The organism is Chitiniphilus eburneus, from assembly GCF_005048205.1.
Classification (GTDB): domain Bacteria; phylum Pseudomonadota; class Gammaproteobacteria; order Burkholderiales; family Chitinibacteraceae; genus Chitiniphilus; species Chitiniphilus eburneus.
On sequence record NZ_SUMF01000004.1, the window covers coordinates 88,213 to 101,767 of the forward strand.

General features: G+C 59.2%; 21 protein-coding genes. 2 read left to right on the top strand and 19 right to left on the bottom strand.

The features are described 5' to 3' along the window. Position 1: 1 nt before the first annotated feature. From FAZ21_RS06535 to FAZ21_RS06550, 4 genes are read right to left on the bottom strand one after another with little or no spacing between them, the layout of a single operon-like run. On the bottom strand, positions 2-664 hold the full coding sequence (locus FAZ21_RS06535) for a DUF2612 domain-containing protein (protein WP_136772481.1): 663 nt from the start codon (positions 662-664) through the stop codon (positions 2-4). After that, positions 665-1,843 carry a baseplate J/gp47 family protein gene (locus FAZ21_RS06540; RefSeq protein WP_136772482.1) on the bottom strand — a complete coding sequence of 393 codons (1,179 nt, stop codon included), beginning with the start codon at positions 1,841-1,843 and terminating at the stop codon, positions 665-667. It lies immediately after the preceding gene. After that, positions 1,844-2,197 (bottom strand): contractile injection system sheath initiator, encoded by a 354-nt coding sequence (locus tag FAZ21_RS06545; RefSeq protein WP_136772483.1) that lies wholly within the window; start codon positions 2,195-2,197, stop codon positions 1,844-1,846. It abuts the gene before it with no gap. A 50-nt stretch (positions 2,198-2,247) separates the two neighbouring features. Further along, positions 2,248-2,946, bottom strand: a complete 699-nt coding sequence (locus FAZ21_RS06550; protein ID WP_136772484.1) for a Gp138 family membrane-puncturing spike protein — start codon at positions 2,944-2,946, stop codon at positions 2,248-2,250. A gap of 11 nt (positions 2,947-2,957) precedes the next feature. On the opposite strand from FAZ21_RS06550, the gene FAZ21_RS06555 reads away from it, so the two are divergent. Continuing rightward, positions 2,958-3,374, top strand: a complete 417-nt coding sequence (locus tag FAZ21_RS06555; RefSeq protein WP_136772485.1) for a hypothetical protein — start codon at positions 2,958-2,960, stop codon at positions 3,372-3,374. On the opposite strand, the gene FAZ21_RS06560 is transcribed toward FAZ21_RS06555, so the two are convergent. Beyond that, positions 3,371-4,336, bottom strand: coding sequence for a phage protein (locus FAZ21_RS06560; protein WP_136772486.1), 966 nt, complete (start codon positions 4,334-4,336; stop codon positions 3,371-3,373). The two genes, FAZ21_RS06555 and FAZ21_RS06560, sit on opposite strands and share 4 nt — an antisense overlap. A 107-nt stretch (positions 4,337-4,443) precedes the next feature. Here FAZ21_RS06560 and FAZ21_RS06565 point away from each other — a divergent pair, with 107 nt between their 5' ends. Next, entirely contained in the window at positions 4,444-4,806 is a 363-nt protein-coding gene (locus FAZ21_RS06565; RefSeq protein ID WP_136772487.1) for a hypothetical protein, read from the top strand. A gap of 70 nt (positions 4,807-4,876) precedes the next feature. On the opposite strand, the gene FAZ21_RS06570 is transcribed toward FAZ21_RS06565, so the two are convergent. The 14 genes from FAZ21_RS06570 to FAZ21_RS06630 form a co-directional block, all read right to left on the bottom strand. Next, a complete protein-coding gene (locus FAZ21_RS06570) occupies positions 4,877-5,698 on the bottom strand; it encodes a DUF6414 family protein (protein ID WP_169307284.1) in 822 nt (273 codons plus the stop codon). Continuing rightward, positions 5,661-5,858: a hypothetical protein gene (locus FAZ21_RS06575; RefSeq protein WP_136772489.1), complete on the bottom strand. Its 198-nt coding sequence runs from the start codon at positions 5,856-5,858 to the stop codon at positions 5,661-5,663. The genes FAZ21_RS06570 and FAZ21_RS06575 overlap by 38 nt, the downstream gene beginning before the upstream one ends. Before the next feature lie 66 nt (positions 5,859-5,924). After that, positions 5,925-6,236, bottom strand: a complete 312-nt coding sequence (locus tag FAZ21_RS06580; protein ID WP_136772490.1) for a phage baseplate plug family protein — start codon at positions 6,234-6,236, stop codon at positions 5,925-5,927. Beyond that, entirely contained in the window at positions 6,236-6,844 is a 609-nt protein-coding gene (locus tag FAZ21_RS06585) for a phage baseplate protein (protein ID WP_136772491.1), read from the bottom strand. Before FAZ21_RS06585 ends, FAZ21_RS06580 begins: the two co-directional genes overlap by 1 nt. Beyond that, positions 6,844-8,778 (bottom strand): lysozyme family protein, encoded by a 1,935-nt coding sequence (locus tag FAZ21_RS06590; protein WP_136772492.1) that lies wholly within the window; start codon positions 8,776-8,778, stop codon positions 6,844-6,846. The genes FAZ21_RS06585 and FAZ21_RS06590 overlap by 1 nt, the downstream gene beginning before the upstream one ends. Then, the gene (locus FAZ21_RS20205) at positions 8,771-8,923 is read right to left on the bottom strand and encodes a DUF6889 family protein (protein WP_169307280.1); all 153 of its coding nucleotides are present in this window, start codon (positions 8,921-8,923) and stop codon (positions 8,771-8,773) included. The genes FAZ21_RS06590 and FAZ21_RS20205 overlap by 8 nt, the downstream gene beginning before the upstream one ends. Positions 8,924-8,958: 35 nt before the next feature. Beyond that, complete coding sequence (locus tag FAZ21_RS06595; RefSeq protein ID WP_211243389.1) at positions 8,959-9,414, bottom strand: phage tail assembly chaperone; 456 nt, start codon at positions 9,412-9,414, stop codon at positions 8,959-8,961. Further along, positions 9,414-9,854 carry a phage structural protein gene (locus FAZ21_RS06600; protein ID WP_136772493.1) on the bottom strand — a complete coding sequence of 147 codons (441 nt, stop codon included), beginning with the start codon at positions 9,852-9,854 and terminating at the stop codon, positions 9,414-9,416. Before FAZ21_RS06600 ends, FAZ21_RS06595 begins: the two co-directional genes overlap by 1 nt. Before the next feature lie 13 nt (positions 9,855-9,867). After that, the gene (locus FAZ21_RS06605) at positions 9,868-11,352 is read right to left on the bottom strand and encodes a DUF3383 domain-containing protein (protein ID WP_136772494.1); all 1,485 of its coding nucleotides are present in this window, start codon (positions 11,350-11,352) and stop codon (positions 9,868-9,870) included. A 21-nt stretch (positions 11,353-11,373) separates the two neighbouring features. Continuing rightward, a complete protein-coding gene (locus FAZ21_RS06610; RefSeq protein WP_136772495.1) occupies positions 11,374-11,928 on the bottom strand; it encodes a phage neck terminator protein in 555 nt (184 codons plus the stop codon). A 3-nt stretch (positions 11,929-11,931) separates the two neighbouring features. After that, on the bottom strand, positions 11,932-12,303 hold the full coding sequence (locus FAZ21_RS06615; protein WP_136772496.1) for a hypothetical protein: 372 nt from the start codon (positions 12,301-12,303) through the stop codon (positions 11,932-11,934). Between the two features lies 1 nt (position 12,304). Next, a complete protein-coding gene (locus tag FAZ21_RS06620; protein ID WP_136772497.1) occupies positions 12,305-12,889 on the bottom strand; it encodes a hypothetical protein in 585 nt (194 codons plus the stop codon). A 9-nt stretch (positions 12,890-12,898) separates the two neighbouring features. Next, a complete protein-coding gene (locus FAZ21_RS06625) occupies positions 12,899-13,282 on the bottom strand; it encodes a DUF4054 domain-containing protein (protein ID WP_136772498.1) in 384 nt (127 codons plus the stop codon). An 8-nt stretch (positions 13,283-13,290) separates the two neighbouring features. Further along, positions 13,291-13,548 (bottom strand): STY1053 family phage-associated protein, encoded by a 258-nt coding sequence (locus FAZ21_RS06630; protein WP_136772499.1) that lies wholly within the window; start codon positions 13,546-13,548, stop codon positions 13,291-13,293. Positions 13,549-13,555 lie beyond the last annotated feature (7 nt).

The window sequence follows — 13,555 nt, forward strand, 5'->3', positions numbered from 1 at the left end:
CCTATGCGTAAACAGCGCCCCAGACTCCGGTATCGAAGCCTGCGACATACTCGTTGTTGAGATCGAATCCAAAGAGCGGCCCATCGCTGGGTGTCACGATGTAATAATTGATGCGGACCCCCTCGGGTTTGATGGGGATGTAGCCACCGGTGAGTAGCGCCAGGAACAACGCCGAGGGCGGCTTTCCTGAGACGCCGACCGTCATGGTCATATCCTGGTTGTCCTCTACGAACACGTGGGTGTCGCCCTGGAAAATCAGGTCCAGGATCGACTTGGAGCCCTCCATGGTCCCGTCCCAGTGGTTGGCGCCGATCTTGGCCCGGATGAGCAGGCGATACGTTTCGTCATCCAGCACTGTTAGGCCACTATCCGGATCGAACGGCCCTTTCCACACTCCTTGGTCGAAGCCCAGACCATCAGTGTCGAGGCTGAAGTACACGCCAGTGAGCAGCGTATTCACTCGCCTGGAAATGCCGACCCACTCGCCGACGACATCGAGCTGCGCGCCGATGGCGTTATCAAGGTCGAACTCTTCCGCCAGTTCGGCAGCGACGTTGTTCTGGTCCGCGAATGCGCCAGCCACCACCCCCACCATTGCTGTGAACTTGGGCTTTCCCCTGTGTCCCCCGGCGATGAGGCCGACGTAATCCTCTGCGCTCGCCATTCAGGTCACCACCGTCAAAGCGACGTCGCTGACCAGGCAGGCAGCAACGTGGTTGAACGCAATGGGGATGTCGGCGGTACCAGTGCCTCCGCCGTTCACGCCAATTTTGAGCACGGTGATTTCGTAGGTCGCGCTTTCCGCCGTGCCATAGAGGTTCGCTGGCAAATAAAGGCGGGTCAGTAGCACAGCGCCGCCAATTGTCAGGTCGTTGATGTAATTGGCCATGGCCGCTTTGATGGCATTGCCGATGACCGTGGTGTATCCCGCCAGCGCCTTGATGGTCAGTTCCACCTGGATGTGATCCTCGGTCGGCCGGAAAAACCGGATCGGCATCGGCCGGCCGTAGGTATCGGTCACCGTTTCCACCGTGGTGCCGTAGGTGCCGGCGCCGGGCGTCTTCTTGCGCGCGATGGCTTGAGCGATCGCGGTAGCATCACCGCCTTCCACCACCAGGGAGATCGAGTGTGAGGGGATGCCATTGCTGTCAGTCGCGCTGGTGTCGTTCTCGTAGCCGGCGTAGCGCAGCACTCCGGGTAGCGACGCTACTGCCCCGACGATGCCTTCCATCACCGTCAACGATGGGATGGCGGTAGATACCCGTTGCCGTTGCCGCAGCGCTGCATCCGATTCGACCGGCGCGCCCTCTGTTGCAGTCACCGGATTGGTCACGGTCTGCCATCCCAGCGTCGGCGTGCCGATCTTGTTGATGGTGTTCGGCAAGGCCATGACCGCGCCGAGCTGGGTACACGTTGCCGTAGCCGTGACTTCGCCGGAAGGCGGGATGACCACGCTGGCTGGCAATGCCCAGCGGTTGCTGTTCTGGTCCACGGCAATACCGTTGGTGATCACCGTTCCGGCTACTCCGACCAGCACCAGGTCAACCGTGGAGGCGCTCGGCGCATCCCGCGCGATGCCGTTGATTTTCACGTTGCTGGACAGTGCCGTGCCCTGCGCCGCTGATGGGCTATACGACTGGTACGCCGCGATGATCGCCGCATTGGTGTCACTGATGGCCCTGGCGATGATGGCCAGAAATTGTCCGTCCTGGCCGTCCGGTTCCAGGTAGACGTCGCTGCCGTAGATCGAGCGATATTGCCCTTGGAGCCACGTGAGCACTTCCGGGAACGTCGGCGCGGTGATGCCGTTGGCGTCAATGGTGGGGGCTGTCGACGAAGCCATTTAGAAGGTCCTGGTGACGGTGGTTTCGCCGTAGCGGGTGCTGATGGTCGCACTGACCACGAGCCGTCTTGTGTTGCTGTCCAGCGCGCTCTGGTATGCGGTGATTTCGGTCACGCCCAGCGTGCCGAGGATGCGTCGTTGAATCGCCGCGTCGTAACTGGACGTCGTGTATTTGCCCAGCACGTCCGTGGCCCAAGGCATGCCCTCTTTCGTATCCACGAACCATTCCCCCTGGTTCAACTCCAGCCGGGTCAGCACGGCCTGAGCGACCGCCTCGGGCTGGTCACGGTAAAAGTCGGCTTGGCCGGCGCCAAACGAGTAGTCGCCATTGGCATCGAGTTTTCGATATCGCATCGGGAAGTCCTGAAATGAAAAAGCCCCGCAACTGCGGGGCTTTTTGTTTTCTACACCACCGGGCCGCTAGTCCCACCACCCGTCTGCACCCCACTGTGCGTGTGGGTCTCGTCGGTGCGCGTGCTGTTCGAGAACGCCGTTCCGAAGCCGACCATGCCGGCCAGGTACGTGAACAAGCCCTTGATGGTCACCTTCGCTGAGAACTCCGATTCCGGTGCCACGACTTCGAATCCGCCGGGCGCGACGATCCGCACCTTGCCGCTCCCCGGATTGAGGTCGATGTAGGCCGAGCCGTTGTCGCTGCGCAGTTGGGTGCTGCTGGTGCTGATTCCAGGCAGCATGCGCGGCTGCGAGCGGACACCGACCAGCGCAAAGCCGTCGCTCAGGTCGTGCATGCGCAGATCGGCCTGCTCCTGCACCCCGCCCGACTGCCACCAACTGTCGATGCAGCGCGAGGCGAACACCACTAGGCACTCGTCGCCGGGCTTCACCGGGAAGGTCAGGGTCGCGCCACCGCCGGACGGGAAGTACACTGGACAATCAACGAGTGGCTTGATGGCGACCGAACTCACGTTGCCGTGCTCATCGCGCACTTTCATGCTGATGGTTACCTGCACGGAACAGGTCATGGCTTCCACGTTGAAGGAAATGATGTAGCCGGGCAGCGCAGTCCAGAGGTTTGATTGCAGATATTCGAGCCCAATCAGCATATCCGCGACGGGGTTATTGTGTCGTTCAATTTGGAGCATGGGAATTCTCTATGAAGACGATTATATTTGCAGTTTCTACTGGATTAGCATCGTGTGCATTTGCAGCAAAACCAGTAGAAATTGTCACACTTATTACACAAAACTACGGAGTAAAAACCGGAGAGCAATTCGACTACTCCGGAACACCTTTCTTGCTTACGAATAAGAAATGCGCACTTCCTATCGTCAATGCGAAGGACATGCGGCACTTCGAGTCACCAAACCTGCGGCACATGAAGGACTTTGGCGCCGTTGACGGCTGCTGGTATCTGACACTAGACAAAAGAGTAATCGTTATATTTTCTGATGGCAGAATGGACAATGCGGGTTATCTACAGCAGTACATGCCCATCAAAGTCATTTCAGAGAAAATGGCAATAAAACTCGATGATTCAGAACTAGAGAAGAAATCTGTAAAACGAAACTAGCCATAGCTCTTGATAGCACCAGAATCAAGAGCTACCCCTCTGCTCACATAGTCGCCAGTACCCCATGTTGCATCCACGGCTAGGCAGCGGACAACGGTATACCAGTCGTTTCCACGGGTATCACCATAATGCTCTGCAATCATTACGTAGTAGTAGCCGTCATTGTGCTTGTCTCGCATAAGCAAAATGTTTTCGTTATCGACAGTGTTTGAAGTGCTCATCCCGAATCTATATTGCTGAATGCTGGCATTATCGATCTGAATCAATGTGCCTATTTTAACGTTCGGGTTAAGCAGCATCTTCATGTTCAACCCGTTGATCGTCTCTTCCGGAAGGCCGATCATCCCGGTTGCATAACTCACGATCACCGGCGTTCCGGGAACATAGCTATTCAGAGGGCAAATCTGCACCGTGCCGTCCTGAATGCTCCACTTGGCCTCTGCGTTTTTCACCAGCCAAGACAGATAATTCTTCACCGGCCCAAAAAACACCCGGCCGCGCGGTAGCTTGCTATCGTCCAGTGTCGGCGTGTAGCCAATCGACACACCATGCGGCCCCAGCACCTTTTCCATCTCATCGAGCCGATCCTTCGCGGTAGAACCCGCGGCAAGCGTCACGTTCAAGGTGGCAAAGTTATACGCGCTGTCGCCGTCGGCAGCGGTGATCGCCAGGTAGGTGTCGGTCGGTGATTCCCGGCCGCGCCGCACTTGCTTGATGGTCCCGTCGAAGATCACCCCGAAGCTGCCGTCGTAGCCGGCCTGGAGCACGACGCGCGTGTATTCCTTCTGCACCGATTGCGCAGTGTTATCCGACACGTTGTAAACGATGATGTCAGCCGTGTTCGGGGTTTGAATATCACCCCGGCGGATCACGAAGCGGAAGTGCAGATCGCTCAGATCCAGCGCCTGGTCGTCGTTGCCGATTTTCAGGGAGACTTTGCGGAGGTATTGGGGGACGGACACGCGGATAGGCTCCAAATGAAAAAGCCCCGCTTGGGCGGGGCTTCGCACTGCAACATGGGTAAGAATCAACCATATTGAATAGCGTCAATTACTATTCAGGACAGAAAATGCAAGTACCGGTCTATTACGGCATGTCGGACATCGACAGCGCTGCCGATGAGTTGAAAAACCACGGATTACTTGTCGTGGAGACGACACGCACACATGCCAAACAACTTTACAAAGATCTTTGCACACGCCTCGACATTGATTTGGGCAATGAGGGCAGCCCTTCCATCATTCATGCATCCATTTCAGTGGATGACGGTGGGTGGACAGACTTCTATGTTTACTGGCCTACCATTGAATATCGTATCGGTGCGATTGAAAACGTCGTGCGGAGCGCGGTGCGTCAAGCGATCGCAGCTGGCAATCCGGCAAAAATCATGGCAACCGTCCATTATGACTTCTTGCCTACGGAAGATGAATAACCCACACCCATCACATGCAAAAAGCCCGCGAATGCGGGCTTTCGTGTGGGGTTATCTTTTGGATAGGGTATTACGCCGGGTCAACCTTTCTGAATATAGCAATTGGTGTCACACCGTAATCGGAGGGCCTTCTACCAAATTGCTCCTTAAGCACATTCAAGACATTGAGCATTGCCTCTTCAATATCGCCAAATCCTATGGGTTGGATATCGTCATCGTCCGCATCAGGTACGGCATCGAGCAAACCCAAACACACCCACTCACCAGGAATTCTATCCCCGTGCTTAAAAGCAAAGTCCTCTGGATTGACAATCATCGATTCGTGCTTCAATGAGGCCCAAATCTGGTTACCAAAACCATACATTCTCATTTGCAGAGCATGTGGCAATTTCGACAATATTTGAACCAAAGCACCAGATGTCTTTACGCCTTCAGATTGTTTTCGGCGTTGCGCGGAGGTCATAGCGTTCTTTTGACTCCCAACACTCAACTCCATGATTGGCCCCCATATACCTTGGACCATTCTAAGGTCTACAAATTGAATTCTACCCTTCACCATAACCAAGTTGCCAAATCGAGCTGTTGACAACTCTCGATGAATCATACCCCTCTCATCAAGTGCATTGATTACATTTAGCGGCAGCGTCCATGAAGCGTCAAAATGCCGCTCCAATGACGTAGCAATAGATTCGCCATCTGACCCACCAGCGCTTAAAAGTCCTTTGATACCCGCATCAAACTTTGATCCACTGTGTTCGCTGGATTGATGACTGGACTTAGTTCCGGTCAAGACACCATCAGCAAATAACTGTGCTGAATATGACGACAATTTGTCGCGATCCAAATATACGAAATCAAAGAGAAATTCTGTGCTTGGTGAGTTTTGCCCCATCTCGTATCGACTCTTCAATGTTGCGTTGCTTTTCTTCGAAAGCCTTTCTCCGCTCAGCCATTTCTTGGGCGAACTCATCCGCAGCGGACTGGAATTGCTTGCCGCTCTTACCCAGTGCCTCAATCAGCTTGTGAAAGTCCTTCGATCCGCTCTTGTTCATCGTCTCAGTCCTTGAGTCCACTGACTGTAGCAACTCAACCCAGACAGGTCAAAACCCACTGCATTTTCAGCTCGTTACCCAATAGACATGCGCTCCGATGCCAAGGTTCTCAAACGTCGGCACCGCATCCGGATCGTCGGTCGTCTGCACCCACAGCCCGCCAGTGAAACCCAGGTAACCGTACTGCTCCAGCAGGTTGACGCCGGTGACCATCGGAATTCCGTTTACGATGGGCTCGTCGTTGGCATCGCCGATGTCGAGCACCCAGCCGCCGTTGACCGCGTCGCGGTACTGGACCGTCATGCGGTAGTCGACGCCGGAGAGCGTCACCGTAAACCGCTGCGGATCAGGCGTGAGCGGGATTTCGTAGATGTTCATCAGTTGGTCCAACTCGATGGTGGCGCGCTGCCGCCCGGAGACGGCACGGCCGGCGCCGGCTGCTTGATGCCGCCATTCACCGTTTCCGCAGTTGCGGCCGGGCTGGCCTGATCCTCGCGGGGTGGCAACGTGGTGACCTGGGTCTGGACGATGATCACTTCGCGGCAGCGGACCGTCACCAGCAGCGTGTTTTCTGATTTGTCGTCGGTCGTTTGTGACAGGCTCTGCATCAGCATGTTGCGGTACAAGCGTTTGCCGGTGGTCACGTCGAATAGTTGGCGCGACGCCTGAAGCGCCAGCAACTGCGCGTAGATTTTCGATACATAGTCGGAGCCGAACAGCACGCCGCCACCGCCAAATATCGTCGAGGCATCGCCGTTGAGGATGGCTGCGATGCCGCCGAGACTGGCATTGCTCCATCCGCACCGGATCAGGATTTCGGCCGGCCGCTTGAATGCGTGATCGGTGACGCTCGCGCCCAGCTCAACCGGGTGCTCGGTGATCTGCAAGTCGTCGGTACCGACCTCCTCCATCGTGACGTAGGCGGAGATCGGTCCGATGGCCCGTTGCGGGGTGAAGGTGATCAAGCCGGAGAAGTCGAAGGCCATTACATGATGACTCCCTGGAAGTTGCGGGCCATGTCCTCGTTGACGCCCGTCTGTGCAGCCGCGACCTGGCGCCCAGTTTCAGCGGGATTGCCGCCCTGGACGTAAATCTTGGTTTCCTGGGCAATCTGCACGGCGGTGTTACCACGAGGCGCTACGGTCGACGCTGGATACATGGGGTTGCCTACGCTGCGGGAGTTTTTCAGAGCCTGCGCCATTTGATCCGCCGAAATGGATGCCCTGTTGTTCGCCATGCCGTCGTAGTAGCTCTTCCCTGTATGTGGGTCAGCAACGCTGGCCCATTCCATTGCCGCAGCCCGAATAGCGGCCTCCAAATTCTCCGATTTGCCCGAAAGATAGTCGGCAATGGCCCGACGCTTATGACCTACCAGGTATTCGCTAAAAATGCGGTCCTGTAGGGAGCGGTCGAATTTTTCGCCCCCCTGAAGCTTCATGGTTTTCACTGCTTCGGCCAGGGTCGATCCGATAACCTGGTAACGTCCTGCCGCATTGAATTTGCCTTCCTTTTGCGCCTGCATCACCTGGGCGAGCGTCATTCGCTCCAGGTCTTCGGTACCGGATCGGTAACCTCCACTCTTGCCGCGGTTGACGCTGTTGTAGTCCCCCTCTCCCTTGGCAATCAGTGTGCCGAAGGCGGAATTTGCCAAGTCATTCCAGGCTGGCGGCGTCGCATTCGCCGCTCCTGCACCGGCAGCAGGTGCGGACTTGGCAGGCGACGTCTTGGGCTTGCGCTCGATCGGCTTGTTCAGTTCCTCTAGCTCTTCACGATGGAGCGCGCTGTACAGCCAGCCACCCAGCGACGTTTCCTTGCCGCCGGTGGCTTCCTTGACCTTGCTGTCGATCACTTCATTGATCTTGGATCCGACCCAATATCCGGCCGCGCCGGCAGCGCCTATCAATCCCAGACGGCCGAGCACGCCGAGCAGTGCACCGCCGGTCGTGGCGGCGGAGCCGGCGGCAGTGCTGATGCCCATGAGGCTGGCAGCCAATCCAGCCAGACCGGAGATGATTTTCGGCCCCCCCAGCATCATGAATGCACCAACCAGCAGCAAGATCTTGGTGGACCAGCCATCGGTGGCCTTGTCCAGTTTGACAAACCAGTCCAGCAACTGGAGCAGGATCGGCGCGCCCTCTTCCAGCAGGCGCAGCAGCAACGCCAGCACTTCGGCGATGCGGTCGGCGATCATGTCGCCATTTTTCTCGAACCAGGCGGCAAACCGATCCATGCCCGGGCCGGCCTTGGCCAGCAGTGCCCCCTCTACCTTTATTCCAAGTTGCTCGAACTGCGCACCCAGGGCACGCAGCTTGACCATGTACTGGTGTGCATCCGCCGCAGCTTTGTCCATGCCACTGGTGGCGGCCTTCTTGCGGAAGTCCTCCATGTAGCGCGCGAACTCGCCATTACGCAGCGCGAGAATCATGTTCTCGCTGATGCCGAGGATGGGTCCGTACTGGTTGGCCAGATACTGCGGCATTTTGGCGAACTGCCGCCCCAGATCGATCATCAGATCGCTGGTGTCACGCAACTTGCCGTTGACGTCGCGGGTCTGCACGCCAAGGCTTTGCAGGTAGCTCTCACCGGCCGGGTTGTTACGCATGAAGCGCGCCAGCCCTTCCAGTGAGCCACGCGCTTCATCCGAAGAGACGCCCAGGTTCCGGGCGGCATACTCCATCGCCTTGATATTGGTCGCGCTGGCGCCGACCCGCTGCGAGGCGAAATAGAGCGATTCCAGGTTGGAGGCAAATGCTGCTACGCCAGCGCTGACAGTAAGCGCCGCACCGGTGATCACGGTCACCAATTTGGTGACGTTCTTGGTCGCGTCTTCAATACCGCCGGTGAACCGCTTCAGCGACTTCTCATCGACCTGGAACCCCAGCGCGACCAGGAATTCCTTGATGATGGATTGGTCAGCCACGGTTCTTTTCCTCTTCCCGGCGCGCGATGGCCTGGTAGTCGGCCTCCAGGGCCAGCATGTCGTGCATCAGGGCGATATCGGCGAGGTCTACGGTGCCGTCCTTCAACGACTCGAAGCGGCACAGGCCGCGCGTGACCGGCAGCAACAGCCACTCTTCGCTGCCTGGCAGCCGCGGCCCTGCTACGCCTCCGCCGTGGCGCTGCTCAGTTGGCTCGTAAGCAGCCCTTGAATAAAATTTCCGAGGTTGTCCCGGATCACGTGGACTACCACCGGCAGCATTACGCCCAGGTCCATGTCGTCGAACATCATGGCATTCTGCGCACCACTCCACACCGGCGACCAGGCGCTGCCCTGCTGCCGGCTCACCACCGACAGGCACGTGCCGATGATGTAATCCGCGTCCTGGTCGGACATGGCCGCCAGGCCATCTGCGAACGGTCCGGCCAGTTCGGCGACGATCTCGATCGCCGACGCCGCGGGCGCGCTGCCGGACGCACGATGCGTTTCGGCCAGCTTGAGGAAAATAGGCAGCAGCGTCGGCAGAATCGGCGCGACGCGGCGGGAGACGTGGAATTGCTTGAGCGCATCCAGCTTGCCGGACCGGTACTGTTTTCCGTTGATCTCGAACTCGGCCATCAGTAGGTCCCCAGCACTTTGTCGATGAAGCCAGCGTCGAACGTCCATTCGACGGTGTCGGCGGCCGTCTTGTAGTTGAGGTCCGGCGTCTTCTTGAAGGCGCAGGCGCGGCATGCCGTGCTGTCCCCGGCGACCGGATTGGTCACGGTGATGACGTTCTGCCCCCAGAGCGCCGAGGTGGCCGCCTGGGCATCGTAGAGCGCCATCAGTTGGGCGTTCTTCGGCGAAGTCTTGAGCAAGCGGACGGTCACCACACCCGACTTGTCGGCGCGCAGCGAGTGCATCACCTGGCCATCCGCGCCGACGGTCATCTGGTTTTTGTCCCCGGTCGCGGTGACGGTGATGCCCTCTTCCGAGCTGGCCGCACCGGCACCCAGATCGATGACGCCACCCGGGCCAATCAGCGTGCAGGTGACGTTGAGAAACGAATATGCGGACATGTCGTGCCCCTGGTTAACGGTTGACGTTGACGATCACGTCCACGAAATGGACGGCGCCGGCCAGTTTGATGGCGATCTGGATCACCGGCGCCTTGCGGGCCTCGCGATCCGCCTGGGATTGCGTTGCAATGGGCGGCGCATAGAGGTAGTAGCCCTTCGACAGGAACTGTCCGGTTTGCAGCGCGCCGAACGCCGGGCCGTTCCACTGCCCTGGCGCCACCAGGCCATTCGCGACGGACTGATCCAGGCGCGATTCCAGCGTCGTGAGGATCTGGGCGATGCCGGCGTCGGTCTGTGGGATCTTGGTCTGGCTGGTGTAGAGCAGGTTGTAGACGGCGGTCTGCAATTCGTTCTGCAACCAGTCGGTACCGTGCACTTCGTCGAAGAAATACCCGTTGCACATCACCCCTTCCTGGATGATGGCGGTGTCGTTGTTGTACGCAACGAAGACATTGCAATGCTTGTCGCGCAGCGTGGCCGCCTGGCTCTCGGTCAGGTTCTCGGCCATCACCCCGGGCTCTTGCTTGAACTTGAGCGTGATGGTCGTGTTGTTGCCCTGGAAGTTGACCGTGAATGCGCGTCCGAACAGCGATGCGCCGGCATACGGCGACGAGCCGGAGAACTGGGTGAAGGTGCGCTTGTAGTTGAAATCCTTGAGCTTGCTGGCGATGTCGGTTGTGGTGGCCGGATCGAGCGCGAGGCTGTTCTGCGTGGTGTAGCCGAAGATCCGGCTTTGCCCGGTTCCCTCGATGAATGCGGCGACGGCCAGCACATCGGCTTCGGCCAGCGTGGCATCAGCCACCAACAGGCCATACCAGTCATTCGACATGCCGGCGAGGGTCGCAACGGCATCCACCAGCGATTCCGCTGCCACGCCGTTGACCGGGGATGATGCCTGACCGGATTGCAGCCCCAGCAGCGCGGAGATGTCCGTTCCTGACGTCGGCGCCGTGGCGTAGCCGATGGTCGAGGTGACGCCGGTGGTCGCGCAGGTGATGCTGAAGCGCTTGCTGGTGGCGTCCCACACGCACGTGCCGGCGGCGCCGAGTTTGGCGGATACGGCCGAAGCGACACCATTAAGGTTGGTCACGGCAGACAGATCAATGGCAGAAAGCGACTTGGTGGTGCCATCGATGTCGATCTTCATCCCGCCAGCGGTCACCGCCGTGAAATTGGCGATGTCCTGCTGCGCGGCGGACAGGACTGCGCCATGCAGCACGGCGGAGGTCGCCGTCTTGGCCCAGCGCCCCAGGTAGAGGATCGCCGGCTGCGGCGACTGGCTGAAAAATAGATTGGCCGCTGCGTACTCCGGGGCAGCGGTGCCGAAATCACTCACCACGCCATCCAGGCTGCTGTACTGCCGCAGCCGCTCGGTGGTATCGATCACCGGCGACGAGCCCAGCACCAGCAGCGCGCCGAAATTGCGGGTCGCAGCGGCACGCGGCGACATGACGATCTGGACGTTTACGACGTCCGAAACGGCGAGACCCTGGGTCATTGCATTCTCCGAGCGGGAGGTTCAGTCGGGCTGAAGATTCAGCGGTGCCGACAGGATGTTGAGGATGGGATAGCGTCGCCGGATCTGGCGTCGCAGCCAGATATCCAGGTCGTAGCGCTTGATCCACTGGTTGTTGATGAGGTCCGGTGCGGCCCGTAGCTCGGTCGAGCGTACGAAAGCCATGCTCTCCGGCAGCAGAGGTTCACTGTTCTGGGGGATGTAAATACCATCGCGCAGCAACGCCGCGTAGCGCATGCTGTTCGGCCCGTAGAACGAGCACTGCAGCTGGATTTCTTCGTGCCGCAGGTAAATGTCGTGGCCATCCTCGATGCCCACATGAACCATTGCCGAGTTGTCGTCGGGCTGGATCATGCCGACGCCGATCGCGCACCAGTCGACGCCCGCTTCCGGCTGCTTGGGATTGCCGGGTTGCCATCGGGGCCGCACCATCGCGCCCGGCAATCCGGTCATACCCACCACCGCGCGTTGCAGGATGGCGTCCAGGTCATCGCCTTGCGGCGGCAATGGCGAGGCCTCCGGCGTCAGATACCCGCCGGTTGCAGAGGTGTTGCCCATGATTTATCCAGCCAGAGGAATCGGCTCGCAGGTAGCGCAGACGAAACCGGCGCCGAAATGCAGGTAGTCGTTGACGTTGGTAACCGTGTAGTTTCGGCCACGCCACGTGACGACGTCGGCAGTCTGGCCGGCATCCCCATCACTGAGTGGGAATACGGTGTGGATGGTGATCGACCCTTTCACTCGCTCGCCGCTGGCAATGCGCTCCAAGACGTCGCCAGCATCACTGGTGACGACACCCGCGAATGGCGTGCTGGAGGTCGTGTTAACGGCCATGCCGTCGTCGCCGACCACCTGGGTAGCGCGCTGGCAGACTAGGCCGGTATCCATGAAATCCGGGTCAAACAGGATTTCCGTTACATCGAGATCGGCCATTTCAATCGCCCTTTTTTCGAATCACGTAGGTCAGCGCATTGCGGAGCTGGCCGGTATTGACCAGCGAAACGATGCCGGCCGCGTCCTGGATCTCGGACAGGCTCATGCCTGCCGCCTGGGCGCCGGCAGCGACCATCGAGGAATAGGCCTCTTCACCTGCGCGCCTGGCGGCGGTTTTCCTGGCCCGGTAGCGATTGGCAATCGTCGACGGTTTCAGCGCGGGCGCGATGTTGGAGGAAATCTTGCCGCGCGCGCCGCGCTCGCCGAGGAGCCCCGCTGTCTTCAATGCCATCTCGCTCTTCGTCTTGTCCCCGTCGAGTGCGGATTGACTGGCGCGCTTCAACTGGCGGCTGATTGGCTCCATCTCATCTTTCACGCCCGGTACCAGGAACGGTCGCGCCGGCACGTTGTTCGCCGGTGAGCCATGCTCCTGCACGTAACCAATCTCGGCATTGTTGATGGGGCCATCGTCGTCGCGCCCGGCAGTGCTGGATGGGATACCAACCAGGACCTGCTTTGCTGCAAGCTCACCGATGGCGCCCAGCACTTTGCCGACGTCGTCGATGGTGATCTTCACCGTCGCCATGGTTGCCCCTCACAACTGGATGCCGCCGGCCCCCACCATACGAGCGAGTTGCAGGAACTCGATCCCGTAGGTGGTCAGATTCCAGAATCCGCCATCGGTCAAAGTCACCGCGCCGCTGTCGTAGCCGGCGCTGACTTTGTCGACTGCCTTGCTGGTGGCAGGGCCTTTGACCTGGCCGGGAATACCGCCCACGGCCGCCGCGCGTTGATTTGCAGCACCGAGCGCCAGATGGTGGGCGGTGAACAGCTCCAAGCCATGGCCCCAGAGGTCGCACCACCGATCAGGCGGCAACATCTTCTCCGCCAGGCTCAGCCAGAAATCGACCGTTGCCGTGGGATAGGTGCTGGTGTTGGCGAACTCCGGAAAATCGGTGCGGAACTGTTGCGCGTCCATGCTGGGCTCTAGCTGTTGGGTTGTGGCGGTTTCTGGCCGTCGGCAGGATCAACTTTGGGTTCGGTCGGCGGAGCTTCCCCACCAGGATGCTGGCTCTTCTTCGAAGCCCGGGCCGCCTTGGCAGCGGCAGGATCTTCGATGTGCGCCTTCACATACCAGTGCTCAGCCAGTGCGTCATCGACATCGTGTTCACCGACCTCGAACGCGGCCTTCTCACCATTGGCCTGGGTCAAGGTGAACGCCTTGATCACGTTGATGGTTTTCATGGCAGTT

Coding starts and splice junctions, on each gene's coding strand:
- FAZ21_RS06630 (WP_136772499.1), bottom strand. CDS start 13,548: ATGAAAACCATCAACGTGATCAAGGCGTTCACCTTGACCCAGGCCAAT.
- FAZ21_RS06550 (WP_136772484.1), bottom strand. CDS start 2,946: ATGCTCCAAATTGAACGACACAATAACCCCGTCGCGGATATGCTGATT.
- FAZ21_RS06535 (WP_136772481.1), bottom strand. CDS start 664: ATGGCGAGCGCAGAGGATTACGTCGGCCTCATCGCCGGGGGACACAGG.
- FAZ21_RS06540 (WP_136772482.1), bottom strand. CDS start 1,843: ATGGCTTCGTCGACAGCCCCCACCATTGACGCCAACGGCATCACCGCG.
- FAZ21_RS06615 (WP_136772496.1), bottom strand. CDS start 12,303: ATGGCCGATCTCGATGTAACGGAAATCCTGTTTGACCCGGATTTCATG.
- FAZ21_RS06585 (WP_136772491.1), bottom strand. CDS start 6,844: ATGGCCTTCGACTTCTCCGGCTTGATCACCTTCACCCCGCAACGGGCC.
- FAZ21_RS06580 (WP_136772490.1), bottom strand. CDS start 6,236: ATGAACATCTACGAAATCCCGCTCACGCCTGATCCGCAGCGGTTTACG.
- FAZ21_RS06575 (WP_136772489.1), bottom strand. CDS start 5,858: ATGAACAAGAGCGGATCGAAGGACTTTCACAAGCTGATTGAGGCACTG.
- FAZ21_RS06620 (WP_136772497.1), bottom strand. CDS start 12,889: ATGGCGACGGTGAAGATCACCATCGACGACGTCGGCAAAGTGCTGGGC.
- FAZ21_RS06610 (WP_136772495.1), bottom strand. CDS start 11,928: ATGGGCAACACCTCTGCAACCGGCGGGTATCTGACGCCGGAGGCCTCG.
- FAZ21_RS06555 (WP_136772485.1), top strand. CDS start 2,958: ATGAAGACGATTATATTTGCAGTTTCTACTGGATTAGCATCGTGTGCA.
- FAZ21_RS06565 (WP_136772487.1), top strand. CDS start 4,444: ATGCAAGTACCGGTCTATTACGGCATGTCGGACATCGACAGCGCTGCC.
- FAZ21_RS06600 (WP_136772493.1), bottom strand. CDS start 9,854: ATGTCCGCATATTCGTTTCTCAACGTCACCTGCACGCTGATTGGCCCG.
- FAZ21_RS06605 (WP_136772494.1), bottom strand. CDS start 11,352: ATGACCCAGGGTCTCGCCGTTTCGGACGTCGTAAACGTCCAGATCGTC.
- FAZ21_RS06570 (WP_169307284.1), bottom strand. CDS start 5,698: ATGGGGCAAAACTCACCAAGCACAGAATTTCTCTTTGATTTCGTATAT.
- FAZ21_RS06545 (WP_136772483.1), bottom strand. CDS start 2,197: ATGCGATATCGAAAACTCGATGCCAATGGCGACTACTCGTTTGGCGCC.
- FAZ21_RS06595 (WP_211243389.1), bottom strand. CDS start 9,414: ATGGCCGAGTTCGAGATCAACGGAAAACAGTACCGGTCCGGCAAGCTG.
- FAZ21_RS06625 (WP_136772498.1), bottom strand. CDS start 13,282: ATGGACGCGCAACAGTTCCGCACCGATTTTCCGGAGTTCGCCAACACC.